This window comes from Pantoea sp. X85 (genome assembly GCF_029623675.1).
Taxonomy (GTDB): Bacteria; Pseudomonadota; Gammaproteobacteria; order Enterobacterales; family Enterobacteriaceae; genus Pantoea; species Pantoea leporis.
Window position 1 is genome coordinate 1,297,768 of the sequence record NZ_CP121108.1, and the last position, 25,573, is coordinate 1,323,340.

General features: G+C 57.0%; 25 protein-coding genes and 1 riboswitch. Of the genes, 13 read left to right on the top strand and 12 right to left on the bottom strand.

All coding sequences use genetic code 11. From position 1 onward, the window contains the following. Nucleotides 1-26 precede the first annotated feature (26 nt). Entirely contained in the window at nucleotides 27-383 is a 357-nt protein-coding gene (locus P6287_RS06005; protein WP_192414256.1) for a YbgS-like family protein, read from the bottom strand. Between the two features lie 299 nt (nucleotides 384-682). Here P6287_RS06005 and aroG point away from each other — a divergent pair, with 299 nt between their 5' ends. Beyond that, nucleotides 683-1,735: a 3-deoxy-7-phosphoheptulonate synthase AroG gene (gene aroG, locus P6287_RS06010; RefSeq protein ID WP_110865751.1), complete on the top strand. Its 1,053-nt coding sequence runs from the start codon at nucleotides 683-685 to the stop codon at nucleotides 1,733-1,735. Nucleotides 1,736-1,796: 61 nt separating this feature from the next. Here aroG and gpmA read toward each other — a convergent pair whose 3' ends face one another. From gpmA to modE, 6 genes are all read right to left on the bottom strand, one after another. Beyond that, nucleotides 1,797-2,549: a 2,3-diphosphoglycerate-dependent phosphoglycerate mutase gene (gpmA, locus tag P6287_RS06015; protein WP_008109047.1), complete on the bottom strand. Its 753-nt coding sequence runs from the start codon at nucleotides 2,547-2,549 to the stop codon at nucleotides 1,797-1,799. A 150-nt stretch (nucleotides 2,550-2,699) separates the two neighbouring features. After that, nucleotides 2,700-3,734, bottom strand: coding sequence for a galactose-1-epimerase (galM, locus tag P6287_RS06020; RefSeq protein ID WP_217547232.1), 1,035 nt, complete (start codon nucleotides 3,732-3,734; stop codon nucleotides 2,700-2,702). Continuing rightward, nucleotides 3,728-4,876: a galactokinase gene (galK, locus tag P6287_RS06025; protein ID WP_277974657.1), complete on the bottom strand. Its 1,149-nt coding sequence runs from the start codon at nucleotides 4,874-4,876 to the stop codon at nucleotides 3,728-3,730. The genes galM and galK overlap by 7 nt, the downstream gene beginning before the upstream one ends. Then, nucleotides 4,877-5,920, bottom strand: coding sequence for a galactose-1-phosphate uridylyltransferase (gene galT, locus P6287_RS06030; RefSeq protein ID WP_192414197.1), 1,044 nt, complete (start codon nucleotides 5,918-5,920; stop codon nucleotides 4,877-4,879). A gap of 291 nt (nucleotides 5,921-6,211) precedes the next feature. Next, on the bottom strand, nucleotides 6,212-7,684 hold the full coding sequence (gene modF / locus P6287_RS06035; protein WP_277974658.1) for a molybdate ABC transporter ATP-binding protein ModF: 1,473 nt from the start codon (nucleotides 7,682-7,684) through the stop codon (nucleotides 6,212-6,214). A 76-nt stretch (nucleotides 7,685-7,760) separates the two neighbouring features. Continuing rightward, nucleotides 7,761-8,543 carry a molybdenum-dependent transcriptional regulator gene (gene modE / locus P6287_RS06040; RefSeq protein ID WP_101763193.1) on the bottom strand — a complete coding sequence of 261 codons (783 nt, stop codon included), beginning with the start codon at nucleotides 8,541-8,543 and terminating at the stop codon, nucleotides 7,761-7,763. 118 nt (nucleotides 8,544-8,661) lie between these two features. On the opposite strand from modE, the gene P6287_RS06045 reads away from it, so the two are divergent. The 4 genes from P6287_RS06045 to modC all read left to right on the top strand — a co-directional run bounded on the left by P6287_RS06045 (nucleotide 8,662) and on the right by modC (nucleotide 11,469). Beyond that, entirely contained in the window at nucleotides 8,662-8,820 is a 159-nt protein-coding gene (locus P6287_RS06045) for an AcrZ family multidrug efflux pump-associated protein (RefSeq protein WP_007890616.1), read from the top strand. A 128-nt stretch (nucleotides 8,821-8,948) separates the two neighbouring features. Further along, on the top strand, nucleotides 8,949-9,722 hold the full coding sequence (gene modA / locus P6287_RS06050; RefSeq protein ID WP_217547225.1) for a molybdate ABC transporter substrate-binding protein: 774 nt from the start codon (nucleotides 8,949-8,951) through the stop codon (nucleotides 9,720-9,722). Then, the gene (modB, locus tag P6287_RS06055) at nucleotides 9,719-10,411 is read left to right on the top strand and encodes a molybdate ABC transporter permease subunit (RefSeq protein WP_192236612.1); all 693 of its coding nucleotides are present in this window, start codon (nucleotides 9,719-9,721) and stop codon (nucleotides 10,409-10,411) included. The genes modA and modB overlap by 4 nt, the downstream gene beginning before the upstream one ends. Then, the gene (modC, locus tag P6287_RS06060) at nucleotides 10,411-11,469 is read left to right on the top strand and encodes a molybdenum ABC transporter ATP-binding protein ModC (RefSeq protein WP_277974659.1); all 1,059 of its coding nucleotides are present in this window, start codon (nucleotides 10,411-10,413) and stop codon (nucleotides 11,467-11,469) included. Before modB ends, modC begins: the two co-directional genes overlap by 1 nt. 61 nt (nucleotides 11,470-11,530) lie before the next feature. Here the strand turns inward: modC and P6287_RS06065 are convergent, their stop codons facing one another. Next, entirely contained in the window at nucleotides 11,531-12,349 is an 819-nt protein-coding gene (locus tag P6287_RS06065; RefSeq protein WP_222181662.1) for a pyridoxal phosphatase, read from the bottom strand. 148 nt (nucleotides 12,350-12,497) lie between these two features. Between P6287_RS06065 and pgl the strand changes: the two genes are divergently transcribed. Continuing rightward, a complete protein-coding gene (gene pgl, locus P6287_RS06070; protein ID WP_192414211.1) occupies nucleotides 12,498-13,493 on the top strand; it encodes a 6-phosphogluconolactonase in 996 nt (331 codons plus the stop codon). A gap of 60 nt (nucleotides 13,494-13,553) precedes the next feature. Here pgl and P6287_RS06075 read toward each other — a convergent pair whose 3' ends face one another. Further along, nucleotides 13,554-14,030, bottom strand: a complete 477-nt coding sequence (locus P6287_RS06075; RefSeq protein WP_101763187.1) for a kinase inhibitor — start codon at nucleotides 14,028-14,030, stop codon at nucleotides 13,554-13,556. A gap of 30 nt (nucleotides 14,031-14,060) precedes the next feature. Further along, nucleotides 14,061-15,356: an adenosylmethionine--8-amino-7-oxononanoate transaminase gene (gene bioA / locus P6287_RS06080; RefSeq protein WP_192414213.1), complete on the bottom strand. Its 1,296-nt coding sequence runs from the start codon at nucleotides 15,354-15,356 to the stop codon at nucleotides 14,061-14,063. A gap of 87 nt (nucleotides 15,357-15,443) precedes the next feature. On the opposite strand from bioA, the gene bioB reads away from it, so the two are divergent. Genes bioB through bioD form a run of 4 tightly spaced genes read left to right on the top strand, consistent with a single transcriptional unit; the run spans nucleotide 15,444 to nucleotide 19,034 of the window. Then, entirely contained in the window at nucleotides 15,444-16,475 is a 1,032-nt protein-coding gene (gene bioB / locus P6287_RS06085) for a biotin synthase BioB (protein WP_192414215.1), read from the top strand. After that, nucleotides 16,476-17,627, top strand: a complete 1,152-nt coding sequence (gene bioF, locus P6287_RS06090) for an 8-amino-7-oxononanoate synthase (RefSeq protein WP_277974660.1) — start codon at nucleotides 16,476-16,478, stop codon at nucleotides 17,625-17,627. Continuing rightward, nucleotides 17,611-18,366, top strand: coding sequence for a malonyl-ACP O-methyltransferase BioC (gene bioC, locus P6287_RS06095; protein WP_277974661.1), 756 nt, complete (start codon nucleotides 17,611-17,613; stop codon nucleotides 18,364-18,366). Before bioF ends, bioC begins: the two co-directional genes overlap by 17 nt. Beyond that, nucleotides 18,363-19,034 carry a dethiobiotin synthase gene (bioD, locus tag P6287_RS06100; protein ID WP_277974662.1) on the top strand — a complete coding sequence of 224 codons (672 nt, stop codon included), beginning with the start codon at nucleotides 18,363-18,365 and terminating at the stop codon, nucleotides 19,032-19,034. The genes bioC and bioD overlap by 4 nt, the downstream gene beginning before the upstream one ends. 39 nt (nucleotides 19,035-19,073) lie before the next feature. Here bioD and P6287_RS06105 read toward each other — a convergent pair whose 3' ends face one another. Beyond that, on the bottom strand, nucleotides 19,074-19,790 hold the full coding sequence (locus P6287_RS06105) for an ATP-binding cassette domain-containing protein (RefSeq protein WP_110865765.1): 717 nt from the start codon (nucleotides 19,788-19,790) through the stop codon (nucleotides 19,074-19,076). 901 nt (nucleotides 19,791-20,691) lie between these two features. Here P6287_RS06105 and uvrB point away from each other — a divergent pair. Beyond that, nucleotides 20,692-22,713 (top strand): excinuclease ABC subunit UvrB, encoded by a 2,022-nt coding sequence (gene uvrB / locus P6287_RS06110; RefSeq protein WP_101763180.1) that lies wholly within the window; start codon nucleotides 20,692-20,694, stop codon nucleotides 22,711-22,713. A 115-nt stretch (nucleotides 22,714-22,828) separates the two neighbouring features. Here uvrB and yvcK read toward each other — a convergent pair whose 3' ends face one another. Then, nucleotides 22,829-23,731, bottom strand: a complete 903-nt coding sequence (yvcK, locus tag P6287_RS06115) for a uridine diphosphate-N-acetylglucosamine-binding protein YvcK (RefSeq protein WP_101763179.1) — start codon at nucleotides 23,729-23,731, stop codon at nucleotides 22,829-22,831. 195 nt (nucleotides 23,732-23,926) lie between these two features. Next, nucleotides 23,927-24,062: riboswitch (molybdenum cofactor riboswitch) on the top strand. On the opposite strand from yvcK, the gene moaA reads away from it, so the two are divergent. Both moaA and moaB read left to right on the top strand, forming a co-directional pair. Continuing rightward, the gene (gene moaA, locus P6287_RS06120; protein WP_101763178.1) at nucleotides 24,052-25,038 is read left to right on the top strand and encodes a GTP 3',8-cyclase MoaA; all 987 of its coding nucleotides are present in this window, start codon (nucleotides 24,052-24,054) and stop codon (nucleotides 25,036-25,038) included. It overlaps the preceding riboswitch by 11 nt. 17 nt (nucleotides 25,039-25,055) lie before the next feature. Further along, nucleotides 25,056-25,571: a molybdenum cofactor biosynthesis protein B gene (gene moaB, locus P6287_RS06125; RefSeq protein WP_101763177.1), complete on the top strand. Its 516-nt coding sequence runs from the start codon at nucleotides 25,056-25,058 to the stop codon at nucleotides 25,569-25,571. Nucleotides 25,572-25,573: the final 2 nt, after the last annotated feature.

A 25,573-nucleotide genomic window follows, 5' to 3' on the forward strand; every position in this document is an offset into this window, starting at 1 on the left:
TCTCCCTTGATCAAACAGAAGGAACCTTATTGCGAAGTACCATCTGTTTTATGTTTCACGTGGCCGCCACCCTCTTTGGTGTCGACTTTTTTATTCATGTCCGGGCATTTGCCGTCTTTGCACATGCTGTTTTTGTGCACCTGGCTGGCTGACATATTGCTTGAGTCAGTGCCTGACGTTGCTGCGCTGTTGGTATTGGTGCTACCGCTGTTAATTTTGCTGTTATCAACATTATTAGGTGGCAGATTTTGTTTTGCACCGCCAGCTGCTGCACCGGCTTCAGCTGAAGCGTTGGCCGCACCATTGTTGTTATCCGCAGCCATTACAGCACCGCTACCCATGGTCATCGCTGCTGTCAGAAAGATCATTGCAAACTTATTCATCATTATGCTCCAGTAATTAATGGATAGTTGCCGTCTAACACCCGCTGGTGTTGAGTGACGAAAATAGCGTGCCGCGATGGAATAAAATCCACCTTATACGCTTCACTTAAAAATTTAATTTTGCAAACACATCATTCCTTAGTGCTTACATTTAAAAAGCTTAGTGCATGGATATATAAATGCAAATTTGAGATGTACATTTTAAGCGCTATGCGTAATTTACACCCACCGCGCGAAGGGCTAAAGTGGGCGGGTTGCGCCCGACGGACGTTGGGCCAGAAATTTGAATGGAATTGTGTATGGATTACCAGAACGATGATTTACGCATCAGAGAGATCAAAGAGTTACTGCCTCCTGTTGCTTTGCTTGAAAAATTCCCCGCCACCGATAAAGCGGCTGCAACCGTAGCGCAGTCACGTCAGGCGATTCACCGCATTCTGCATGGCGAAGACGATCGTCTGCTGGTGGTGATCGGTCCGTGCTCAATTCACGATACCCAGGCTGCGCAAGAGTATGCGACGCGCCTGCTGGCACTGCGTGATGAGCTGAAAGACGATCTCGAAGTGGTGATGCGCGTTTACTTTGAAAAACCGCGCACCACGGTGGGCTGGAAAGGGCTGATCAACGACCCGTTTATGGATGGCAGCTTCCAGATCAATGACGGCCTGCGCCTGGCGCGCAAGCTGCTGGTGGATATCAACGATATCGGGTTGCCAGCCGCCGGTGAGTTCCTCGATATGATCACGCCACAATATATGGCCGACCTGATGAGCTGGGGCGCGATTGGCGCACGTACCACCGAATCGCAGGTGCATCGCGAACTCTCTTCCGGCCTCTCTTGCCCGGTGGGCTTCAAAAACGGTACCGACGGCACCATCAAAGTGGCGATTGACGCCATCGGTGCGGCCAGCGCGCCACACTGCTTCCTGTCAGTCACCAAATATGGTCACTCGGCGATTGTCGAAACCAGCGGTAACGAAGACTGCCACATCATCCTGCGCGGCGGCAAAGAGCCGAACTACAGCGCCGAACACGTGGCGGCCGTGAAAACCGGTCTGGAGAAAGCAGGCTTGCGTCCGCAAGTGATGATCGACTTCAGCCATGCTAATAGCAGCAAGCAGTTCCAACGTCAGATGGTGGTTGCCGACGATGTGGCACAGCAAATTGCCGGTGGTGAGCAGGCGATTACTGGCGTGATGATCGAGAGTCATCTGGTGGAAGGTAATCAGAGCCTCGAAAGCGGCAAACCGCTGGTGTACGGCCAGAGCGTGACCGATGCCTGTATCGGCTGGGAAGACACTGAGAAGGCGTTGCGTCAGCTGGCTCAGGCGGTCAAACAGCGCCGCAGCTAAGCCAATGCGGCAATAAAAAAGGCCAGACTTGCGTCTGGCCTTTTTGCGTTTCAGCGTTCGCTTACTTCGCTTTACCCTGGTTTGCTACGGCTGCGGCTTTCGCAGCAATCTCATCAGCATCACCCAGATAGTAACGTTTGAGCGGCTTGAAGTTCTCGTCGAACTCATACACCAACGGCACGCCAGTTGGGATGTTCAGTTCGAGGATCTCGTCTTCGCTCAGGTTGTCGAGGTATTTAACCAGCGCACGCAGTGAGTTGCCGTGTGCAGCAACGATCACTTTCTCACCGCTCTTAATGCGCGGCAGAATGCTTTCGTTCCAGTAAGGAATCACGCGTTCGATGGTCAGCGCCAGGCTTTCGGTGGTTGGCAGCTGCGCGTCAGTCAGTGAAGCGTAACGCGGATCGTGGCCTGGGAAACGCTCATCAGCGCGATCCAGTTCTGGTGGCGTGATAGCAAAGCCACGACGCCACTGTTTCACTTGCTCGTCACCGTATTTAGCGGCGGTTTCTGCTTTATCCAGACCTTGCAGCGCACCGTAGTGACGCTCGTTCAGACGCCAGGTTTTTTCAACCGGCAGCCAAGCCTGATCCAACTCATCCAGCACATTCCACAGGGTGTGAATAGCGCGCTTCAGCACTGAGGTGTAAGCGAAATCAAACACGAAACCTTCTTTCTTCAGCAGCTGACCGGCTGCTTTGGCTTCAGTGCGACCTTTGTCAGACAGGTCAACGTCGTACCATCCGGTGAAGCGGTTTTCCTGGTTCCACTGGCTTTCGCCGTGTCGCACCAGTACCAGCTTAGTTACGGCCATAGCTTTACTCCTTAATGCTCGATTTACGATTAGTATTGAAACCGGCTGCGGCCACTGAGAAGCGGCTCACTAATAGCGCCATACCATAGCGGAAAACAACGCACGGCGTAAGCCTGTCGGCAGCGCAGTGCGCGTTTTTCATCCGGTGGCTCAGTGCGGCGTGAAGCGATAACGCGTCACGGACTGCCAGCTGTCGCCGGGTTGCAGCCAGCAATCGGGCTGCGGCCACTCTGCATGGTTAGGCGAATCCGGTAAAAATTCGCTCTCCAGAGCGATGCCCTGGAAAGCAGTATAGCTGTCCTGCTCACGGGCGCGTGTTCCCGCCAGATAGTTGCCGGTGTAGAACTGCAGCGCCGGAGCGGCAGTAAACACGCTCAGCTCCAGCTTGCCATCGGCAGACCATAAATGGGCGGCGGGCTGGCTGCTGTCGCCAGCGGTGTTAAGCAAAAAGGCGTGGTCATAGCCTTTCACCGCTTTTTGATCGTCATCGGCGAGGAACTCATCGGCGACGCGCTTCGGCTGGCGGAAATCAAAACTGTTTCCCGCCACCTCTTTCAGCGGCGCGTTAGGAATGCCTTCGCTGTCCACCGGCAGGTAACGATCGGCGTGCAGTTGTAAGCGATGCTGGCGCGCATCACCATGATGCGCATCAAGATTAAAGTAAGCATGGTTGGTGAGATTGACCGGGCAAGGCTTATCAGTTTGCGCTTCATAGCGAATCGACAGGCAATTATCGTCATCAAGTTGATAGATGACATTGGCGATCACATTGCCGGGATAACCCTGATCGCCATCCGGCGAATCGAGGCGATAGTGCACCTCGCTTTCGCTCTGACTGAGAATCTGCCAGCGACGTTTATCGAAACCTTCCGGCCCGCCGTGCAGCTGATGTGCGCCCTGATTGGCCGCCAGCAGCAGATTAAGTGGCTTCAGTTCGGCCGAGGCGATGCGGTTCGCGTAGCGGCCAATCGTCGCGCCAAGATAAGCATCCTGATGCAGATAATCGGACGGCGTGGCACAGCCGAGCAGCGCTTCACGCACGCTGTGATCCAACATTGGCACGCGCGCTGACAGCCAGGTCGCGCCCCAATCCATAAAAGTAGCCACCATGCCGTTGCGATTGCGCAGCACGGTGATGCGCCACGGTTGCCCGTCTGGCGCGTGTGAATTCACATCACTTACCATTGGCCTGCTCCTGCGGACGCTTTGCACACGTAGAAGGTCTCTTTGATGCCGGTTTGCGCTTCATACTTCTCGGCGACCACCGCTTTCACCGCATCGACCAGATCGATTGGCATCAGCGCCACGATGCAGCCACCGAAACCGCCGCCGGTCATACGCACGCCGCCGCGCGGGCCGATTTCTGCTTTCACAATCTCAACCAGCTGATCGATTTGCGGCACGGTGATTTCGAAATCGTCACGCATTGAGGCGTGCGATTCGGCCATCAGTTCGCCCATGCGTTTCAGATCGCCCGCGCTTAACGCATCGGCGGCTTCCAGCGTGCGCGCATTTTCGCTAATCACGTGACGCACGCGTTTTGCCACCAACGCATCCAGCTCACCAGCAGAGGCTTCAAACTCTTCCAGCGTCACATCGCGCAGCGCCGGTTTATTGAAGAAGCGTGCGCCAGTTTCACACTGTTCACGACGCGTATTGTATTCGCTGCCCACCAGGCTACGACGGAAGTTGGAGTTGATGATCACCACCGCGACATCTTCCGGCATTGATACCGCGCGCGTGCCGAGCGTACGACAATCCAGCAGCATGGCGTGATCCGGCTGACCGAGCGCCGAGATCAGCTGATCCATGATGCCGCAGTTGCAGCCGACAAACTGGTTTTCCGCTTCCTGACCGTTCACCGCAATCGCTGCGCCATCGAGGTTTAATGCATACAGCTGCTGGAATACGGTACCGACCGCCACTTCCAGCGACGCCGAAGAACTCAGGCCCGCGCCTTGTGGCACGTTGCCGCTGATCACCATATCCACGCCGCCAAAGCAGGCATCGCGTTTTTGCAGATGTTTCACCACGCCGCGCACGTAGTTGGCCCACATTGGCTCTTTCAGCGGCTCAATCGGCGCATCCAGCGAGAAGCTGTCCTGCTGATTGTCGTAATCGACGGCAATCACGCGCACCTGGCGATCGTCGCGTTTGGCGCAGGCAATCACGGTTTGATAATCGATGGCGCACGGCAGCACAAAGCCATCGTTGTAGTCGGTGTGTTCGCCAATCAGATTGACGCGGCCCGGTGCCTGAATGCTGTGTGTCGCCTGATAGCCGAAAGTGTCAGCGAAAACCTGTTGAGTAATGGATTTTAATGACATTTATTGCGCCTCGCGGAAATGGACATCGCTGACAGAACGCAGACGTTCAGCTGCCTGTTCCGCCGTTAAATCACGTTGGGTTTCGGCCAGCATTTCATAGCCAACCATAAATTTGCGTACCGTGGCTGAACGCAGCAGCGGCGGATAGAAGTGTGCGTGCAGCTGCCAGTGATCGTTGGCTTCGCCGTTGAACGGCGCGCCGTGCCAGCCCATCGAATAGGGGAAAGAGCACTGGAACAGGTTGTCGTAGCGGCTGGTGAGCTGCTTAAGCGCCAGCGCCAGATCGGTGCGCTGCGGCTCGGAGAGATCGGTGATGCGTTTCACATGGGCTTTCGGCAGCAGCAAGGTTTCAAACGGCCACGCCGCCCACCACGGCACCACGGCCAGCCAGTGTTCGGTTTCCACCACCGTACGGCTGCCATCGCTCAACTCGCGCGCAGCGTAATCGACCAGCAGCGCCGTGCCTTTCTCGGCAAAATAGTGACGTTGGTTGTCATCTTCTTTCTGCGCTTCGTTCGGCAGGAAGCTGTTGGCCCAAATCTGGCCATGCGGATGCGGGTTGGAGCAGCCCATCGCCGCGCCTTTGTTTTCAAACACCTGCACCCAAGGATAGTGCTGGCCGAGATCGGCAGTCTGTTCCTGCCAGGTCCGCACGATATCTTCCAGCCCGCTCAGCGGCAGTTCCGGCAGAGTTTTGCTGTGATCCGGCGAGAAGCAGATCACCCGGCTGGTACCGCGCGCGCTTTCGCAGCGCATCAACAGATCGTCGCTTTGAGGTGCGTCTGGCGTGTTAGTCATCAGCGCGGCAAAGTCATTGGTGAACACGTAAGTGCTTTTATAGTTGGGGTTTTTGTCACCGGTAATGCGGGTGTTTCCAGCACAAAGGAAGCAGTCAGGATCGTGCGCTGGCAGTTGCTCCAGTGCCGGGGTTTCCTGCGCACCTTGCCACGGGCGCTTAGCGCGATGGGGTGAGACCAGCACCCATTGATCGATCAATGGGTTATAACGGCGATGCGGGTGATCGACCGGGTTAAATTTTTCCATGATGAGTCCTGGTAAACGGCAAACAGATAAAAATGATTTTGATCAAAGTAGCACAAAGACCAGCGTGAAAGCGTGATCCAGTCTGGATAAATGGTATCGTTTACACAAGGTGACGATTCTCATTTTGTGGGGTTGTTGCGTGTGTTTGTTGAATTACCAGGCGATGAAATGGTAACGCTTACATTGCCTTCATACTTCGAACTGCTGCTGCTTGCCGCAGCTCGAATTATTTTGGCAATGGCGCTATGCACGTTAGATGTTTGTAGGATTGCCACTTATGGCAACCGCTATTTAACGCAGCGACTCTTGCAGGAAACCGTATCCCTGTTCCTGCGCGACAAAACTCAGGCGATGGGTGATGCACTGCGGCGCATCTTCGGCGTGGTGGGAGACAAACAGCAGTTGCGTACGGCCTTCGCCAATCAGCACATCAACAAAGCGGCGCACCAACTGGCGGTTAATCGGATCAAGCCCCTGCAACGGTTCATCGAGAATGAGTAGCGTGGGATGTTTCACCAGCGCGCGCGCAATTAGCACCAGCCGCTGCTGGCCCCACGACAAACTGTGAAACGGCGCATCCGCCAGCTGATTATCCATACCGAGCAGCGCCAGCCACTGACGCGCCAGCGCTTTTTGCCGATCGGACACCGCCTGATACAGACCAATCGAATCGAAGAAGCCGGAGAGCACCACGGTGCGCACATTACAGCTGACGCGATAATCGAGGTGCAGGCTGCTGCTGACGTAACCGATGTGCTGCTTGATGTCCCAGATGGTTTCACCGCTGCCGCGTCGGATGCCAAACAGCGTCAAATCGTTGCTGTAACCCTGCGGATGATCGCCGGTTACCAAACTGAGCAGGGTGGATTTACCCGCGCCGTTCGGCCCCACAATCTGCCAATGTTCACCGGGATTAACCTGCCAGTTCAGGCCATCAATCACCGCTTTGTCGTTGTACGACACCACGCCGTTGCGCAGTATCACGCGCGGCGCATCTTCGGCCAGCTGCGGCAGTTGATCGGGTTGATCCGCCTCCGGCAGTGCCATGCCAGCAAGCTTCTCGCTATGCGCCAGCTGCGCCACCAGCGCTTCGGCCAGAATCGCGCGCCGTTCGCCCACGTGGGTTAACGTGCATTCGGCCAACACGCCGACCTTCTCGACAAAATCGGGAATATCATCAAAGCGATTGAGCACCAGCACCACGCTATAGCCGCTTTGATGCAGATCGTTGAGGGTTTGCGCCAGGCTGGCGCGCGACGCCACATCCAGCCCATCGAAAGGTTCATCAAGGATCAGCAGATCCGGCTGCGCCATTAGCGCCTGACACAACAGCGTTTTGCGCGTCTCGCCGGTGGAGAGATATTTGAACCGGCGATCGAGCAGATAAGTGATGCCAAACTGCTGCGCCAGCGCCTGACAACGCGTCGCATCTTGCACTTCATCCTGAATGATCTGTGCGGCGGTGCGACCGGTATCGTCTTCGCCTTCACTCAGTAGATCGGTGTTATTACGTTCCCACTCATCGCTGACCAGTTTCTGTAGCTGCTCCAGCGACAGGCGCGTACGACGCTGAAAATCCTGCTGCACGCTGCCTTTACCGGGCTGCAACTCGCCGGAAAGGGCGCGCGCCAGCGATGACTTGCCGCTGCCGTTGGCGCCGACAAACGCCCAGCTTTCGCCGCTGTTGAGGGTTAAATCGTTAAGGGACAGTGCTCGGGTGTCGCTAAGGTGAAACGTACCTTGCGAAATTTGCAATGAAGCCATGATCTATTCCGTTTTATGCATCGTGTCGTCCAGTTTTAGCCAGCGATGCAGACGAAGTCAAATCATGGCGTGGATTTCAGAGCAGTGTGGCGATGATGGCGTGTTCGGCATTAAAACTGGCGGTGACGCTGGCGCCAACCTGCAGATTCTGCTGTTTCACCGCCTCATTGGTGACGGTCGCGCACAGCGTTTCGCCACTCGGCAACGCCATCAATACTTCGCTAAGCTGATCGCCGGGCTCAATTGCGCTGATCTGCGCAGCCAGTTGATTGTCGCTGCTGGCGGCAGCGTGACTGACGTGAATCCACGGTGCTTTAATCAGCACCAGCACCTCTTTGCCGCTGTCGAGCTGCAAGCGTTCGGCACTGCGTGCGGTGATCGCCACCTGCAGGCGCGTTACGCCATCGGCGAGCAGCACCTCAAGGTGCTGCTGCACCTGCTGATGATCGCTGGCCAGCACCGTACCAAACAGCTGATTGCGCGCGCTGGTTTGCAGCGAGAAACGCGCAATCGCCGCCAGCAAACTGTCGAGCGGCAAGCTGTCGTTTTGCAGCACATCGAAAGCCTTTTGTTGGATCTGCTCCATCAACTGGAACAGCTGAATCAGCCGCTCGCCATAACGCGTCAGCTGCGCGCCGCCGCCGCCTTTACCGCCGGTGGCGCGATCCACCAGCGTTTTGTCGGCCAGCTGATTCATCTCATTGATCGCATCCCAGGCACTTTTATAACTGATGCCCGCCAGTTTCGCGCCCTGGCTGATGGAGCCGGTTTGCTGCACGCGTTTCAGTAATTCGATGCGACGCGGATCGGCAAACAGCTTTTGCTGAAGACGAATATGGAGAGAAAGTTCTGCCTGCATGTCAGCTCCTTAGGTTAATCCGCTCAGTTTACTGCTTAAAAGTAAAAGCACGAAAAGGGCAGTGCGTTTTTTTCGCTAACCGTTACAATCACTTTTTTATTTTCTGCGTGAGGTTTCCATGCTGGAACTGTTAAAAAGCCTGGCTGTGGCTATCATCATGGTGCCGATTGTGATGGCGATTATGCTCGGTTTGATTTACGGCCTGGGTGAAGTTTTCAACGTCATCTCAAAATTTGGCCGCCGCGACGATCGTCCTGCCAACAGCTCACAACACTAATTTCTCAACGCCCGCTTCCTGCGGGCGTTTTGTTTCTGAACTTCCGTAAAATCCTGCCGATATAAAGCTCATGACGCATTTGCGCGTACGTTGTATTATCAAATATATAACGTAACAAGGAGCAACAAATGCGAACCATCAAGTACCGTTGGGCTGCTGCAACCGTTTTAAGCGTTTCATTGGCCGGTCATGCCGCGGCCGCAGAGAAAATCACCGTGTTTGCAGCGGCATCGCTGACCAATGCGCTGCAGGACATTGCGACGCAGTACCAGAAGAAAAGCGGTGTAGAAGTGGTATCCTCTTTTGCCTCTTCTTCGGTGCTGGCGCGCCAGATCGATCAGGGCGCACCGGCCGATCTGTTCATCTCTGCCGATCAGCAGTGGATGGACGATGTGGTGGCAAAAAACAGCGTGGTGAGCAGCACGCGCTATACGCTGCTTGGCAACGATTTAGTGCTGATTGCACCGAAAAGCGACGCGGCTAAAGCGGTCACACTTGATAGCAAAACCGACTGGAAACGCCTGCTGAAAGGCGAGCGTCTGGCGGTGGGCGATCCGGATCACGTGCCGGCCGGCATTTATGCCAAAGAAGCATTACAAAAACTCGGCGCGTGGGACGCTTTATCCCCGCAGCTGGCGCCAGCCAACAACGTGCGCGCCGCGCTAGCATTGGTTGAGCGTAACGAAACGCCGTACGGCATCGTGTATGGTTCGGACGCGGTAGCCAGCCAGAAAGTGCAGGTCGTGGGACGATTCCCGGAAGATAGCCACAAGCCAGTGGAATATCCGATGGCGATTGTCAAAGAACATCAGAACGCAACGGTGGAAGCCTTCTACAACTATTTGCAGGGGCCAGATGCCGCTGCCGTGTTTAAACAGTATGGATTCACGCCGAAGAAATGATATTGAGCGATCCCGAATGGCAGGCCGTTTTTCTCAGCCTGAAAGTGTCCTGTGTAGCTGTGATATGCAGCTTGCCGTTTGGCATCCTGATGGCCTGGATTCTGGCGCGCTGCCGCTTTCCGGGCAAAACCCTGCTGGATAGTATTGTTCACTTGCCGCTGGTGCTGCCGCCGGTGGTGGTCGGCTATCTGCTGCTGATCGCCTTAGGCCGGCGCGGTTTCATTGGCGAATGGCTGTATGACTGGTTCGGTTTCACCTTTGCCTTTAGCTGGCGCGGCGCGGTGATCGCTTCGGCGGTGATGGCGTTTCCGCTGATGGTGCGTGCAATTCGTCTTGCGCTGGAAGCGGTGGATACCAAACTGGAGCTGGCCGCACGCACGCTGGGTGCCGGGCGCTGGCGCGTATTTTTCACCATTACGCTTCCGCTCACCTTGCCGGGCATTATTGTTGGCACGGTGCTGGCCTTTGCCCGTTCGCTGGGCGAATTTGGTGCCACCATCACGTTTGTCTCCAACATTCCCGGCGAGACGCGCACCATTCCGTCGGCGATGTTTACCCTGATTGAAACGCCGGGCGCGGAAGGCACCGCCGCGCGCCTCTGTGCGGTGGCGATTGCGCTGGCGCTGATGTCGTTAGTGGCATCGGAAATGCTGGCGCGCTGGGGCCGTAAACGGCTGGGAGCGGCATAATGCTCAATCTGCAACTTTCTCAGCAGTTGGGCGAGCACCTGCTCGACGTTAACATCAATATTCCCGCCAGCGGCATTACCGCCATTTTCGGCGTGTCGGGTGCGGGCAAAACCTCGTTGATTAACGCGATTGGCGGATTAACCCAGCCGCAGAGCGGGCGTATTGAGTTAAACGATCGCCTGCTGTTCGATTCGGCCACGCGCGTGAATTTGCCGCCGGAAAAGCGCCGTATCGGCTATGTGTTTCAGGACGCGCGGCTGTTTCCACATTATCGCGTGCGCGGCAATCTGCAATACGGCATGGCGGCCTCAATGAAGCCGCAGTTCAACGCGCTGGTGGCGCTGCTGGGTTTAGAATCGCTGCTGACGCGTTTTCCTGCGTCGCTTTCGGGCGGTGAAAAACAGCGCGTAGCGATTGGTCGCGCGTTGCTGACGGCGCCCGATATTCTGCTGATGGATGAGCCGCTGGCGTCGCTCGATCTGCCGCGCAAACGTGAGCTGATGCCCTATCTGCAAAAGCTGGCGAAGCAGGTCGATATTCCCATTCTTTACGTATCGCACAGCCTCGATGAAATCCTGCAGCTGGCGGATAACGTGCTGGTGCTGGATGCCGGCCAGGTGAAAGCCTTTGGCCCGCTGGAAAAAGTGTGGAGCAGTTCGGCGATGCGTCCGTGGCTGCCGCTCGCCGAGCGCACCAGCGTGCTGCGCGTGCAGGTGCTGGAGCAGCATCCTGATTACCCGATGACCGCGCTGTCGCTTGGCGATCAGCATATTTGGGTGAGCCGGGTGAATCAGCCGCTGAAAACGGCGCTGCGTATTCGCATCGCCTCAGCCGATGTGTCGCTGGCATTGCAGCCGCCGCATAACACCTCGATCCGTAATATTCTGCCGGCGCAGGTGGTTGAACTGCTGGAGATTGACGATCAGGTGGAAGTGAAGCTGCGCATTGGCATCAGCGAACTGTGGGCGCGCATTTCGCCGTGGGCGCGCGATGAGCTGGGCATTCGACCGGATCAGTGGTTGTATGCGCAGATCAAGAGCGTGTCGATAGCAGCGTAAATGGATTCATTGCGCGGTGTGAGAAAAATCCGCGCCATGAATTGCGCGCTACATCCTACGGTTACAGAACCTCTTGATAGATCACTTCGGCGATGCCCGGCTCCAGATTGGTGCCAATCACCTTTTTGGCGCGCGCTTTGATGGCGTCATCGGCATTGCCCATCGCCACGCCCAACCCCACCTGTTCCAGCATGCTGAGATCGTTGTAGTTGTCGCCAAACGCCAGCACGTCTTGCATGCTAAAGCCCTGACTTTCAACCCACTGCGCCAGACGCTTGCCTTTGCTGTTGCCGCCTTTGGCGATATCCACCTGATCGTGCCACGACCATTCACACGCCAGACCGAGTTCGGCTTCGGTGCGTTCGGCAAACTGCTGCAGCGCGCGCGTGTCGGGATGCGACAGCGCGAATTTCCAGATCGAATCAGCCTCAATCGCCGCCTGCGCCAGGCTTGGCACCTGCAGGAACAGCGGACGCTGCGCTTCCGGCAACGATTGCGCCCAGTTAAGCGTACGCGTCACATGGCCGGTTGGCGTTTGGTACAGCATCGCATCATCGACATACAGCAGACCGTGAATGTTCTCTTCATCCAGCATCTCAATCACACGTGCGGCTCGGCTTTTATCCAGCGGATCGGCGGCCAGCACCTGTTTCGCGGGATAATCATACAAATAGGTGCCATTACAGCAAATTGCGGGTGTATCCAGCTTAAGTGCCTGATAAAAAGGGTGGATAGCGCAGTGGTGGCGACCGGTAACGATCAACACTTTCACGCCCGCCTGTTGCGCGCGGGCCAGCGCTTCAATGGATTCAGGCAAGATGGTTTTGTTCGGGGTCAGCAGGGTGCCGTCGAGGTCAAGGGCGATTACGCGGTAGCTCATTACACTTTCCGTCCGGGAGTTGGCAAAGCATTGAGTCTACACCCGGCAACGGCCCTGAGACAAAAAACAGGGCACAAATGAATCCAGCGCGACAAAATGAAACGCGCTACAGTTATCCCTTTCATCAGGCAGCGAATAAGGAAAACGCATGAAACAAGTCGTGTATACCGCCAGTCCCGAGAGCCAGCAGATTCATGCCTGGCAGTTGCAGGAAGATGGCGCACTGACGTTATTGCAGGTAACAGATGTTGCCGGCCAGGTGCAGCCGATGGTGGTGAGCCCGAAGAAAGATTTTCTCTATGTCGGTGTGCGTCCGAATTTTCGCGTGCTGGCGTTTCGCATTGCGGCCGACGGTACGCTGAGCCTCGCCGGTGAAGCACCGCTGCCGGGTAGCCCAACCCACATCTCCACCGATCGTCAGGGCAATTATCTGTTCTGCGGCTCGTATAACGATGCCTGCGTCAGCATCAGCCCGATTGGCAGCGATGGCTTGCCGCAAGCGCCGAGTCAGGTGATCAGCGGCTTGGACGGCTGCCACTCCGCCAATATCGATCTGAATAACCAAACGCTGTTTGTACCGGCACTGAAGCAGGACCGCATCTGCCTGTATCAGTTGAACGCAGACGGCACTCTGGCTCCGCGCGAACAAGCGCAGGTCACCACCGTTGAAGGTGCCGGTCCGCGTCACATGGCCTTCCATCCGAACGGCGCATATGGCTACGTGGTGAACGAGCTGGATAGCACGGTGGATGTCTGGGCGCTGAACAATGTGCACGGCCAGGTTGAGCGCGTGCAGAGCCTTGATATGATGCCGAAAGATTTCAGCGACACGCGCTGGGCGGCGGACATCCACATCACGCCGGATGGCCGTTTCCTCTATGCCTGCGACCGTACCAGCAGCACCATTACGGTGTTCAGCATCAGTGAAGATGGCTCGGTGCTGGCGATTGAAGGCTACCAGCCAACTGAAACCCAGCCGCGCGGCTTCAATATTGATCACAGCGGTCAATATCTGGTAGCGGCGGGACAGAAATCGCACCACATCGAAGTGTATAAGATTCAGGAACGCGGCCTGCTTAATCCGCTGGCGCGTTACGCGGTAGGACAAGGCCCAATGTGGGTGGTTATCCACCCGTTGGGATAAGTGAAATGCCTGCCTGATCAAACAGGCAGGCATATTCCCTAACAGCGCGATTCTGAGCTGTTACGCGTACTTCACCGTAATCGACGCACTGGCCAGCGCATGGAAATGCACATTAAAGCCAACCATCGCGCCGCTCGCGCCTTCATCCACGTCAATTTTATCCGTATCCAGCGCATGCACCGTAAAGATGTAGCGATGGGATTCGCCCTGCGGTGGCGCTGCGCCGCCGTAGCCGGTTTGGCCAAAATCGGTACGCGTCTGAATGGCGCTCTCCGGCAAGTCCGCCACGCCGGAACCGGCACCCTGCGGCAACACGGTAACGTCAGCCGGAATGTTCGCTACCACCCAATGCCACCAGCCGGAACCGGTAGGCGCGTCAGGATCGTAGCAGGTGACAACAAAGCTTTTGGTGCCTGCCGGTACATCATCCCACGCCAGATGCGGTGACAGATTGTCGCCCTGGTAACCCATGCCATTGAAAACGTGTCGCTCTGGCATCTTATCGCCGTCGTTAAAATCCTGGCTAACTACGCGCATGATCGCTCCTTTTATGGTTGTGCAGAACCCTCAATCATGGTGGAAATGCGCCGCAACATCCAGTGCCGCACCTACCGCTTGCGTTAGTTTCGTCAGTTCGGCGGCAGAAATCAGATAAGGTGGCATCAGGTAGATCAAGCGCCCAAACGGACGAATCCACACGCCGCGTTCAACGAAGAAGTGCTGCAGCGCCGCCATGTTCACGGCCTGATGGGTTTCGATCACGCCAATCGCACCCAGCACGCGCGCATCGACCACCGCGTGATGACGGCGCAGCGGCAGCAGCTCGGTGCGCAGCTGCTGTTCGATGTGCGCCACCTGCGTTATCCAGCCGCCTTCATTGATCATCTTCAGACTTTCCACCGCCACCGCGCAGGCCAGCGGATTGCCCATAAAAGTAGGGCCGTGCATAAAGCATCCCGCTGCGCTGCGGCTAATGGTGTCGGCGACTTCACGCGTGGTCAGCGTGGCGGAGAGCGTCATGGTGCCGCCGGTCAGCGCTTTGCCCAGGCAGAGAATGTCCGGCGTGATACCCGCATGGTCGCAGGCAAACAGCTTGCCGCTGCGACCAAATCCGGTGGCGATCTCATCGGCAATCAGCAGCAAACCGTAGCGATCGCACAGCTCGCGCACCTGCTGCAGATAGCGCGGATGGTAGAAGCGCATTCCGCCAGCGCCTTGCACAATCGGCTCCAGAATCACCGCCGCAATCTCCCGATGGTGGATTTCCGCCAGCTGCGCAAAATTGGCAAAATCGGCCTCGTTCCACGCGTCATCGAAAGCGCACTGCGGCGCGTTGGCGAACAGATGTTCCGGCAGATAGCCGCGCCACAGGCTGTGCATCGAATTTTCCGGATCGCACACCGACATCGCGGCAAAAGTATCGCCGTGATAGCCGCGCTTCAGCGTAAGGAATTTCTGTCGCGTTTGGTTGCGACCCAGCCAATATTGCAGCGCCATTTTCATCGACACTTCGACGGCGATCGAACCCGAATCGGCGAGGAACACGCACTCCAGCGCGTCAGGCGTCATGGCAACCAGCTGGCGGCTCAGTTCCACCGCCGCCGGATGGGTGATGCCGCCAAACATCACATGCGACATCTGCGTCATTTGCTGCTGCAGCGCCTGATTGAGACGCGGATGGTTGTAGCCGTGTATCGCCGCCCACCACGACGACATGCCGTCCACCAGTTCACGTCCATCGGCCAACTGCAGCTGGCAGCCGTGCGCCGCCACAACCGGATAACAGGGCAGGGGATCGCGCATCGACGTGTAGGGATGCCAGATATGCTGGCGGTCAAAGTTGAGGTCGTCCTGAGTGAACATGCGAGTTGTAAACCATTTTAAAAAGATTTAGTTTACAAGTATAACCACGTTAATCGTCGGGATGAACCCCTTTTTCTGGAGTAAGCAATGGCAAACCGCTGGACACTGGCACAAGCTCAGGCACTTTTCGATAAACCTTTCCTTGAGTTGATGTTTGAAGCGCAGCAAGTGCATCGTCAACACTTCGATCCACGCCAGGTGCAGGTCAGCACGCTGCTATCAATCAAAACCGGCGCCTGTCCGGAAGACTGTAAATACTGTCCGCAGAGCGCGCGTTACAAAACCGGGCTGGAATCGGAACGTCTGATGGAAGTGGATGCGGTGCTGGAATCGGCGCGCAAAGCCAAAGCGGCGGGATCGAGCCGTTTCTGCATGGGCGCCGCGTGGAAAAACCCGCACGAGCGCGACATGCCTTACCTTCAGCAGATGGTGCAGGGCGTGAAAGCGATGGGCATGGAAACCTGCATGACGCTTGGCACGCTGGATGGCGACCAGGCGCAGCGCCTCGCCGAAGCGGGACTGGATTTCTACAACCACAACCTCGACACCTCGCCAGAGTTTTACGGCAACATCATCACCACGCGCAGCTATCAGGAACGTCTGGATACGCTGGATAAAGTGCGCGGCGCGGGCATCAAAGTGTGTTCCGGCGGCATCGTGGGTCTGGGTGAAACGGTGAAAGATCGTGCGGGCTTGCTGGTGCAGCTGGCGAATCTGCCGACGCCGCCCGAAAGCGTACCGATCAACATGCTGGTAAAGGTCAAAGGCACGCCGCTGGCCGATAACGACGATGTTGAACCCTTCGACTTTATTCGCACCATCGCGGTGGCGCGCATCATGATGCCCTCGTCGCATGTGCGTCTTTCTGCCGGACGCGAGCAGATGAGCGAGCAAACGCAGGCGATGTGCTTTATGGCCGGCGCTAACTCCATCTTCTACGGCTGCAAACTGCTTACCACGCCAAATCCGGAAGAGGACAAGGATCTGATTCTGTTCCGCAAATTGGGCCTGAATCCGGAGCACACCGCGACAACGGCGGGTGACAATGAGCAGCAGCATCAGCTCAGCGAGCAGCTGCTGCACGCGGATACCGAGCAGTTCTACAACGCGGCGGTGTAAATGGGCTGGTCACAACGTATCGACGAGGCGCTGACGGCGCGGCGTGCCGCGGATGGCTGGCGTTTACGGCGTCGCGTTGAGCACAACAGCGTGCGGGAAATTACGCTGGAGGGTCAGCGTTATCGTCACTTCTCCAGCAACGACTATCTTGGCTTGAGCCAGCATCCGGCGGTAATTGCCGCGTGGCAGCAGGGCGCGGCCGAGACGGGTGCTGGCGCGGGTGCATCCGGGCATGTGACCGGCTACAGCCGCCACCATGCGCAGCTCGAAGCGGAGCTGGCGGACTGGCTGGGCTATTCGCGCGCGCTGCTGTTTATTTCGGGGTTTGCCGCCAATCAGGCGGTGATCCATCTGCTGGCGGAAAAGCAGGATCGCATCTTCGCCGATAAGCTGGCGCACGCTTCACTGCTGGATGCCGCCAGCCACAGCCCGGCGAGCCTGCGCCGTTTTGCCCATAATCAGCCGGAAAGCCTGGCGAAGCTGCTGGCAACGCCGTCGGAAGGCGGCACGCTGGTGGTGACCGAAGGCGTGTTCAGCATGGACGGCGACAGCGCTCCGCTAACACAGATCGCCGCAGAGACGCGGCGCGGCAACGGCTGGCTGCTGGTGGATGATGCGCACGGTATCGGCGTGACCGGCGCGCAAGGGCGCGGCAGCTGCTGGCAGCAGCAGGTCAAACCGGAACTGCTGATCGTTACCTTCGGCAAAGGGTTTGGCGTCAGCGGCGCGGCGCTGCTGTGCGATGACGCCACCGCTGATTACGTCGAGCAGTTTTCCCGCCATCTGATCTACTCCACCGCGATGCCACCGGCGCAGTGCTACGCACTGCTGGCGGCACTGCGGCAGATTCAACAAGGTGATGCGCTGCGCGAAAAACTGCGCAGCCACATTGCGCGTTTCCGCGCCGCTGCGGCGGATTTGCCGTGGCAGCTGGTCGATTCTGCGAGCGCCATCCAGCCGCTGATCGTTGGCGAAAACAGCGCGGCAATGGCGTTGTCGCAGCGGCTGGCGCAGGCCGGCTGTTGGGTCAGTGCGATTCGGCCACCAACCGTGCCGCCGGGCACCGCGCGGCTACGCATCACGCTTACCGCTGCACATCACACCGATGACATTGATCGTTTGCTGGAGGCTCTGTATGACGCTGCAGGTTAACAAACAGGCCGTGGCGCAGGCTTTTGGTCGTGCGGCTGCGCATTACGAGCAGCACGCGCAGTTACAGCGGCTGAGCGGCGATGCGCTGCTGGCGCTGGCGCCCGCTGGTTTTGGTCCGCACCTGCTGGATGCCGGGTGCGGTACCGGCTGGTATAGCCGCTACTGGCGCGATCGCGGGCGCACGCTGACGGCGCTCGATCTGTCGCCCAACATGCTGCAAACCGCGCGCGATCAGCAATCGGCGCAGCACTATCTGTTGGGCGATATCGATGCGGTGCCGCTGCCGGACGCCAGCGTTGACGGCGTGTGGAGCAATCTGGCGGTGCAGTGGAGCAGCGACTTGCATACTGCGCTGCAGCAGTTTTTGCGCGTCACGCGGCCGGGCGGCACGGTGCTGTTTTCCACGCTGCTCGACGGTTCGCTGCACGAAGTGCATCACGCGTGGGCGCAGCGGGATGGTCGCCGGCACGCCAACCGTTTCCTCAGCGCTGCCCAGTTTCATGCGGCCACCGCGACGCTACCGATCGCTGCGCAGCAGCAGGTTATCACGCTGCATTTTCCCAGCGCGCTCAGCGCTATGCGATCGCTGAAAGGCATTGGGGCCACGCACCTGCACGATGGTCGCGGCGCCAGCGTGCTAACGCGTTCCCAACTGGCACAGCTTGAGCAACGCTGGCCGCAGGACGAGTCCGGTTATCGCCTGAGTTATCACCTGATGTATGGAGTTTTAAGCAAATGACCCGCTGGTTTATTACCGGAACCGATACCGAAGTGGGCAAAACCGTGGCCAGCGGCGCGCTGCTGCAGGCGGCAAGCGCCGCCGGTTTACGCACCGCAGGCTATAAGCCGGTGGCATCCGGCTGCGAAATCACGCCGCAAGGCATTCGCAACAGCGACGCGCTGGCGTTGCAGCGCTACAGCACCTTGTCGTTAAGCTACGAGCAGGTGAACCCGCTGGCGTTTGTCGAGCCGACCTCACCGCATATCATCAGCGCGGAAGAGGGCAGGCCGATTAGCTTTGCCACGCTGTCAGCGGGCTTGCGCGCGCTGGAGCAGCAGGCAGAATGGGTGTTAGTCGAAGGCGCAGGCGGATGGTTTACGCCGCTGTCAGAGACGCAAACCTATGCCGATTGGGTGGAAGCCGAGCAGCTGCCGGTGATTCTGGTGGTGGGCGTGAAGTTAGGCTGCATCAATCATGCGATGCTCACCGCCGAAGCGGTTAAAGCGCGCGGATTGCGCCTGGCTGGCTGGATTGCCAATGATATTCAGCCGCCGGGCAAACGCCATCAGGAGTATATGGCTACGCTGCGTCAGCGCATTGATGCGCCGTTCCTCGGTGAGATTCCGCACCTGCGCGATGAGGCGCAGCAGGCCGAGTGCGGGCGTTATTTGACGTTGCCGCAATAAATAACCCGGGTCGCCATTCACGGCGACCTGGCTACATCTTCACCTTGCGGTCAGCCACTTATTCACCGTCAAATCATCCAGCTGCGCCACTTTGCCGTGCGCCACATTGCGTCCGCGATGCAGCAGCAGGAAATAATCGGCGACGCGGCGGACAAACGAGACGTGCTGCTCAAGCAGCAGAATGGTTAAACCATACTCACGGTTTAACCGACGAATCAGATTGCCCATCTCCTCTTCCAGCCACGGCGACATCCCTTCTGTCGGCTCATCCAGAATCACCAGCTTGGGTTGCAGCACCAGCGCACGCGCCAGGGCCAAATGTTGTTGCTGTTCCATTGGCAACTCGCCGCTGCGCTGATGGCGCAATGAATAGAGTGCCGGGAACAGGTCAAACACCATTTCCGGAATGGCACGGCTACGATCGTCCTGTGCCGCCATCAGGGCGATCAGCAGGTTGTCCTCCACGCTCATTTGCGAGAAAATATGCCTTCCTTGCGGCACATAACCAATGCCGGTGCGCGCGCGCAGTTCGGCCGGTTGCAACAGTAAATCTTCCGGCGGCGCGCCATCTTCCTGCCAGGTCATTGAGCCACTGTTAATTGGCAGGCGGCCCATAATGCAGTTCACCAACGTGGTTTTGCCCATGCCGGGACTGCCCAGCACGCCGGTACAGGTGCCCGGCGGCAGATCGAGATCGACATCCCACAGAATGTGATTTTGACCGTAAAACTGATTCACCGAACGTAAACTCAGCATCTGACATACTCCTTCCAGATTATTAGCCTGAATGCTCCCGCTCTGTGTCGTCTGGCATACAGTCGTGCACGATTGATGGACACCGCTGTCGTCGGCAAGCGCCGATATGGACTCGTCACTCCATAGTGCTAACACTGCAATTCCCAGGCCAGGTTAGGAATTCAGGCGCATCTACGGCGGAAACCTGACAAATCAGCGGCTAAAAGTTGAGAAACGCTTAACAATTGCCAGCGGTGATAAACCGACTGCACTTTGACGGTGCTGACTGCTTAACGTTTCTGGTGCATTTGATCGTTCGTAAGGCAATAACCGGAGAAATAAATGGCCTTAACGCCTGACTTTTCGCCGGGCACGGGAAGGTAAAGCCGGAAAAAGGGGGGGAATGCGACACGCACGGCGGGAAAAATAAATGCGAAAAAATTTTTTTTCACGCTTAAGAATGGGCGGGAGAAAATTATACACAGCTGATGGGCTCGGGGCTGGATTCACTTATCCACCATTACTGTGGATAACCTTGTGCATTAGCGACTGAAAACCGTGTGGAAGCGAGTAAATTCGCGGCCTTCCTACATTATGATGAGAAACTGGGCTTTTGAGTCAAAGTGAATTAAAACAGCAGGTTAGTTAAAATCAAGCATGCGAATTATCTGCCTTGTCATCGGACTGCAATTTAATGACACTCTATTGACAAATGTTAAAAGCATCCTCCGCCTGGGGATAACATTGCGCAACAACAACTTGCCGCCTGCCGCTTAAATTGCACTGAAGAGAATCGCCGTCAGGTGCCATTATCGTGCAAGGTTACTGTGATTATGTCCAGTATTTTTTTCTGGCAAATTCGCCATAGCAGAGTAGAATTAGCAGCCTGCCCGCCGACTTCATCTGCTGGAACCGCTAAAACATGAGCAAAGTCTTTAAACTCAACTCCGCTTTCAAGCCTTCAGGGGATCAACCTGAGGCGATTCGCCGTCTCGAAGAGGGACTGGAAGATGGACTCGCGCATCAAACGCTGTTGGGCGTGACCGGCTCAGGTAAAACCTTTACCGTGGCGAATGTGATTGCCGACCTCAACCGCCCGACGATGGTGCTGGCGCCAAATAAAACCCTGGCGGCGCAGCTCTACGGGGAGATGAAGGAGTTCTTCCCGGATAACGCGGTGGAGTTTTTCGTCTCATATTACGATTACTATCAGCCTGAAGCCTATGTGCCGAGTTCTGACACCTTTATCGAAAAAGATGCCTCGGTGAATGAGCACATTGAGCAGATGCGTCTGTCGGCGACCAAAGCGCTGCTGGAGCGCCGTGATGTCATCGTCGTGGCCTCGGTTTCGGCGATCTACGGTTTGGGCGATCCCGATCTCTACCTGAAAATGATGCTGCATCTGACGCGCGGCATGATTATCGATCAGCGCAGCATTCTGCGTCGTCTGGCGGAGCTGCAGTACAGCCGCAACGATCAGGCCTTCCAGCGCGGCACCTTCCGCGTGCGCGGCGAAGTGATTGATGTGTTCCCGGCGGAATCGGACGACATTGCGCTGCGTATTGAGCTGTTTGATGAAGAAGTTGAGCGGCTGTCGCTGTTTGATCCGCTCACCGGGCAGATTGATTCGGTGATCCCGCGCTTTACCGTCTATCCGAAAACGCACTATGTGACGCCGCGTGAGCGCATTCTTAAGGCGATGGAAGAGATCAAAGATGAGCTGGTGGTGCGCCGCAAAGTGCTGCTGGAGAACAATAAGCTGCTGGAAGAGCAGCGTATTTCCCAGCGTACGCAGTTCGATCTCGAGATGATGAACGAGTTGGGTTACTGCTCCGGCATCGAAAACTACTCGCGCTATCTCTCCGGGCGCGGACCGGGCGAGCCGCCGCCGACCTTGTTCGACTATTTACCGGCGGATGGCTTGCTGGTGGTCGACGAATCGCACGTCACCATTCCGCAGATTGGCGGCATGTATCGTGGTGACCGCGCGCGTAAAGAGACGCTGGTGGAGTACGGTTTCCGCCTGCCGTCGGCGCTGGATAACCGTCCGATGAAGTTTGAAGAGTTTGAAGCAGCCGCTCCGCAAACCATTTACGTGTCGGCCACGCCGGGCAATTACGAGCTGGAAAAATCGGGTGGTGAGGTGATCGATCAGCTGGTGCGTCCAACCGGCCTGCTGGATCCGATTCTGGAAGTACGGCCGGTGGCGACGCAGGTCGACGATTTGTTGTCGGAAATCCGCAAGCGTGTTGAGATTAACGAGCGCGTGCTGGTGACTGTGCTGACCAAGCGTATGGCGGAAGATCTTACCGAATACCTGGTGGAGCACGGCGAGAAGGTGCGCTACCTGCACTCGGATATCGATACTGTGGAACGTATGGAGATCATCCGCGATTTACGTCTTGGCGAATTTGATGTGCTGGTTGGCATCAACTTGCTGCGAGAAGGTCTGGATATGCCGGAAGTGTCGCTGGTGGCGATTCTCGATGCCGATAAAGAGGGCTTCCTGCGTTCGGAGCGTTCGCTGATACAGACCATTGGTCGCGCCGCGCGTAACATCAATGGCCGGGCGATTCTCTACGCCGATAAAATCACGCCGTCGATGGAGCGCGCGATGGGCGAAACCGAGCGTCGTCGTGAGAAGCAGCAGAAATACAACGAAGAGAATGGCATTACGCCGCAAGGGCTCAACAAGAAGATCACCGATATTCTTGAGCTCGGCAAAAACGTAGTGAAAACGCGTGGTAAAGGCAAAACCGCCTCACGCACCGCAGCAGAAGCGGAAGCCAACTATATGGCGCTTACGCCGCAGGCGATGCAGAAGAAGATTCACGAGCTGGAAGGGCAGATGCAGCAGCACGCGCAGAATCTGGAGTTTGAAGAGGCTGCCAGCGTGCGCGATCAGTTGCATCAATTGCGCGAGCTGTTTATTGCGGCTTCGTGATCGTGGTATCCAGGTCGCCATAATCGTGATGGTTGTAACCAGGTCGCCATAAATGGCGATCCTACGGGAATTCAGCGTGGTTTTCATAGGGTGCGCATTTATGCGCACCTGGAAATTAAACGGCCTGAATCGCGTGTTCCAGCGCGATGCGCAGCAGCTGGCGGTCATGGCGATATTTGATGTCGGCGGCCTCCAGCGGTTCGCGAATGATTAAACGCTCTTCCACGCCGCGAATATCGGCGGCTGGACTCACCACCACCGCATCAATCACCCGCTTGCCAATCGCTTTCTCCATAATTGCCAACTTATCGGCCACATTCAGGCTAGCTGCCGCTGGGCTCAGTTCGCGGCCCAGATTGCCGATAAACACCATGGTGGCAGGCGTACGGCGCAGCGCGCGCGCCATCTCTTCCATCAGCAGAATAGGCATCAGGCTGGTGTAGAAGCTGCCGGGGCCAATCAGAATCAAATCCGCTTCGCCAATCGCCTCGATGGCTTCACGGGTTGGCAACACATTCGGATGTAACATCAACTCTTCGGGCGGCTGCTTCATCTCGTCAATTGCCGTTTCGCCGTACACCATATTGCCTTCGCCATCCTGCGCCACCAGATCGACCGGCTGTTCCGACATCGGGATAAGAAACGCATCGACCTTGAGCAGATTGCGGATGATGTTGATGGCTTCGAGCGGGCGCACGCTGAGATGATCAAGCGCCTTCAGCATCAGGTTGCCCAGATTATGCCCGGCCAGCTCGCCATTACCGGTGAAGCGATACTCAAACATCGCAGTGGCGACGCTCGGTTCGGTGATCAGCTGATTGATGCAGTTACGCATATCGCCCCACGCAATGCCGCCTTCCGAGCGGCGAATGCGGCCGGTGGATCCGCCGTTGTCGGTGGTGGTGACGATGCCGGTCAGGCGCGAACCTAACGGTGCCAGCGCCGACATCACGCGGCCCAAACCGTGTCCGCCACCTAATGCCACTACGCGATCCAAATCTGCCAGGGTTCGATTCATGTTTCTCCTTTGTCACTGACGTCCTCGCGTTGAGGCGTAGTTGAACTGATGTGCATCAATATCCGTGGTGCATTTTACCGTATCCTGTCGCGAAAATGCGGTGAAAAAACGTTATGCATCAAGGTATATAGCGAAAATCACTCATGGATGCTAACCGTTAATCGCGCTACCATTCGTTTTAACCGTGTTGTCCATAATGACAACAAACTCCCAAGCCTGGTTTCCTAAGTCGCTATAGATATGGAAGCCAGGCCGCAGCCTTGAGCTGCCAGGGTGCAGAAAGAAATGACTGCATCTCCCGACTTTGGAAAGGTGTTCAGGTGCCACAATTTACAGATGCCTATGCGCGCAGCTTTTACTATCTGCGCCTGTCGGTCACGGATGTGTGTAACTTCCGTTGTACCTACTGTTTGCCGAACGGCTATAAGCCGAACGGTACGCACAATAAAAGTTTTCTCTCGTTGGATGAGATTCGTCGCGTGACGCGTGCCTTTGCGGCGGCGGGCACGGAAAAAGTGCGCCTGACGGGCGGCGAACCCTCCATGCGGCGTGATTTCACCGACATCATCGCTGCAGTGCGTGAAAACGCCGCCATTCGCCAGATCGCGATGACCACCAACGGTTATCGCATGGCGCGTGACGTAGGTGCCTGGCGCGCTGCCGGTCTCACCCATATCAACGTCAGCGTCGATAGCCTCGACGCACGCCAGTTTCACGCCATTACCGGCCAGGACAAATTTGCCGAGGTGATGGCGGGAATCGACGCCGCCTTTGATGCCGGTTTCGAGAAAGTGAAAGTCAACAGCGTGCTGATGCGCGATGTGAACAGCCACAGCCTCAGCACCTTCCTTGAGTGGCTGCGCCTGCGACCGATTCAACTGCGCTTTATCGAACTGATGGAAACCGGCGAAGGCAGCGATCTGTTCCGCCGTCATCACATCTCCGGTGAAGTAATCCGCGATCAGCTGATCCTGCAAGGCTGGCAACGCCAGTCGCGCGGCCGCAGCGACGGTCCAGCGCAGGTGTTCCGTCATCCCGATTATCAGGGCGAAGTCGGCCTGATCATGCCGTACGAGAAAGATTTCTGTGCCAGCTGCAATCGCCTGCGCGTCTCGGCGCTGGGCAATCTGCATCTGTGCCTGTTTGGTGACGGCGGCGTGTCGCTGCGCGATCTGCTGGCCTCTGACGATCAGCAAGACGAGTTGCAGGCGCGCATTGCGCACAGCCTTGGACAGAAAAAGCAGACGCATTTCCTGCATCAGGGCAACACCGGCATCACGCAAAATCTCTCCTTTATTGGTGGCTAAACACAGGAGTTACGGCCATGGGTAAACCTTCCGGCGAATTTGTCGCCTTAAATGTGGCGGTGATGACCGTCTCGGATAGCCGCGATGCCAGCAATGACACATCGGGCGATTATCTGCGTGAAGCGCTGGCGGAAGCCGGGCATCAGGTGGTTGATCGCGCGATTGTGCCAGATAACCGCTATCGCATTCGCGCCACGGTATCGCGCTGGATTGCCAGCGACGATGTGCAAGTGGTGATCGTTAACGGCGGCACCGGTTTCAATAGCAAAAACAGCACGCCAGAAGCGTTGCTGCCGCTACTGGACCGCGAAATCGAAGGCTTTGGCGAGCTGTTCCGCATGATCTCCTATGAAGAGATCGGCAGCTCAACGCTGCAGTCGCGCGCGGTGGCTGGATTAGCCAATCAGACGCTGATTTTTGCCGTGCCGGGATCAACCAACGCCTGCCGCAGCGCCTGGGAGCGCATTATCGAAGATCAGCTGGATGCGCGTACGCGTCCGTGTAATTTCGTCTCACATTTGAAGAAGTTGTAAGC

Coding starts and splice junctions, on each gene's coding strand:
- P6287_RS06005 (WP_192414256.1), bottom strand. CDS start 383: ATGAATAAGTTTGCAATGATCTTTCTGACAGCAGCGATGACCATGGGT.
- aroG (WP_110865751.1), top strand. CDS start 683: ATGGATTACCAGAACGATGATTTACGCATCAGAGAGATCAAAGAGTTA.
- gpmA (WP_008109047.1), bottom strand. CDS start 2,549: ATGGCCGTAACTAAGCTGGTACTGGTGCGACACGGCGAAAGCCAGTGG.
- galM (WP_217547232.1), bottom strand. CDS start 3,734: ATGGTAAGTGATGTGAATTCACACGCGCCAGACGGGCAACCGTGGCGC.
- galK (WP_277974657.1), bottom strand. CDS start 4,876: ATGTCATTAAAATCCATTACTCAACAGGTTTTCGCTGACACTTTCGGC.
- galT (WP_192414197.1), bottom strand. CDS start 5,920: ATGGAAAAATTTAACCCGGTCGATCACCCGCATCGCCGTTATAACCCA.
- modF (WP_277974658.1), bottom strand. CDS start 7,684: ATGGCTTCATTGCAAATTTCGCAAGGTACGTTTCACCTTAGCGACACC.
- modE (WP_101763193.1), bottom strand. CDS start 8,543: ATGCAGGCAGAACTTTCTCTCCATATTCGTCTTCAGCAAAAGCTGTTT.
- P6287_RS06045 (WP_007890616.1), top strand. CDS start 8,662: ATGCTGGAACTGTTAAAAAGCCTGGCTGTGGCTATCATCATGGTGCCG.
- modA (WP_217547225.1), top strand. CDS start 8,949: ATGCGAACCATCAAGTACCGTTGGGCTGCTGCAACCGTTTTAAGCGTT.
- modB (WP_192236612.1), top strand. CDS start 9,719: ATGATATTGAGCGATCCCGAATGGCAGGCCGTTTTTCTCAGCCTGAAA.
- modC (WP_277974659.1), top strand. CDS start 10,411: ATGCTCAATCTGCAACTTTCTCAGCAGTTGGGCGAGCACCTGCTCGAC.
- P6287_RS06065 (WP_222181662.1), bottom strand. CDS start 12,349: ATGAGCTACCGCGTAATCGCCCTTGACCTCGACGGCACCCTGCTGACC.
- pgl (WP_192414211.1), top strand. CDS start 12,498: ATGAAACAAGTCGTGTATACCGCCAGTCCCGAGAGCCAGCAGATTCAT.
- P6287_RS06075 (WP_101763187.1), bottom strand. CDS start 14,030: ATGCGCGTAGTTAGCCAGGATTTTAACGACGGCGATAAGATGCCAGAG.
- bioA (WP_192414213.1), bottom strand. CDS start 15,356: ATGTTCACTCAGGACGACCTCAACTTTGACCGCCAGCATATCTGGCAT.
- bioB (WP_192414215.1), top strand. CDS start 15,444: ATGGCAAACCGCTGGACACTGGCACAAGCTCAGGCACTTTTCGATAAA.
- bioF (WP_277974660.1), top strand. CDS start 16,476: ATGGGCTGGTCACAACGTATCGACGAGGCGCTGACGGCGCGGCGTGCC.
- bioC (WP_277974661.1), top strand. CDS start 17,611: ATGACGCTGCAGGTTAACAAACAGGCCGTGGCGCAGGCTTTTGGTCGT.
- bioD (WP_277974662.1), top strand. CDS start 18,363: ATGACCCGCTGGTTTATTACCGGAACCGATACCGAAGTGGGCAAAACC.
- P6287_RS06105 (WP_110865765.1), bottom strand. CDS start 19,790: ATGCTGAGTTTACGTTCGGTGAATCAGTTTTACGGTCAAAATCACATT.
- uvrB (WP_101763180.1), top strand. CDS start 20,692: ATGAGCAAAGTCTTTAAACTCAACTCCGCTTTCAAGCCTTCAGGGGAT.
- yvcK (WP_101763179.1), bottom strand. CDS start 23,731: ATGAATCGAACCCTGGCAGATTTGGATCGCGTAGTGGCATTAGGTGGC.
- moaB (WP_101763177.1), top strand. CDS start 25,056: ATGGGTAAACCTTCCGGCGAATTTGTCGCCTTAAATGTGGCGGTGATG.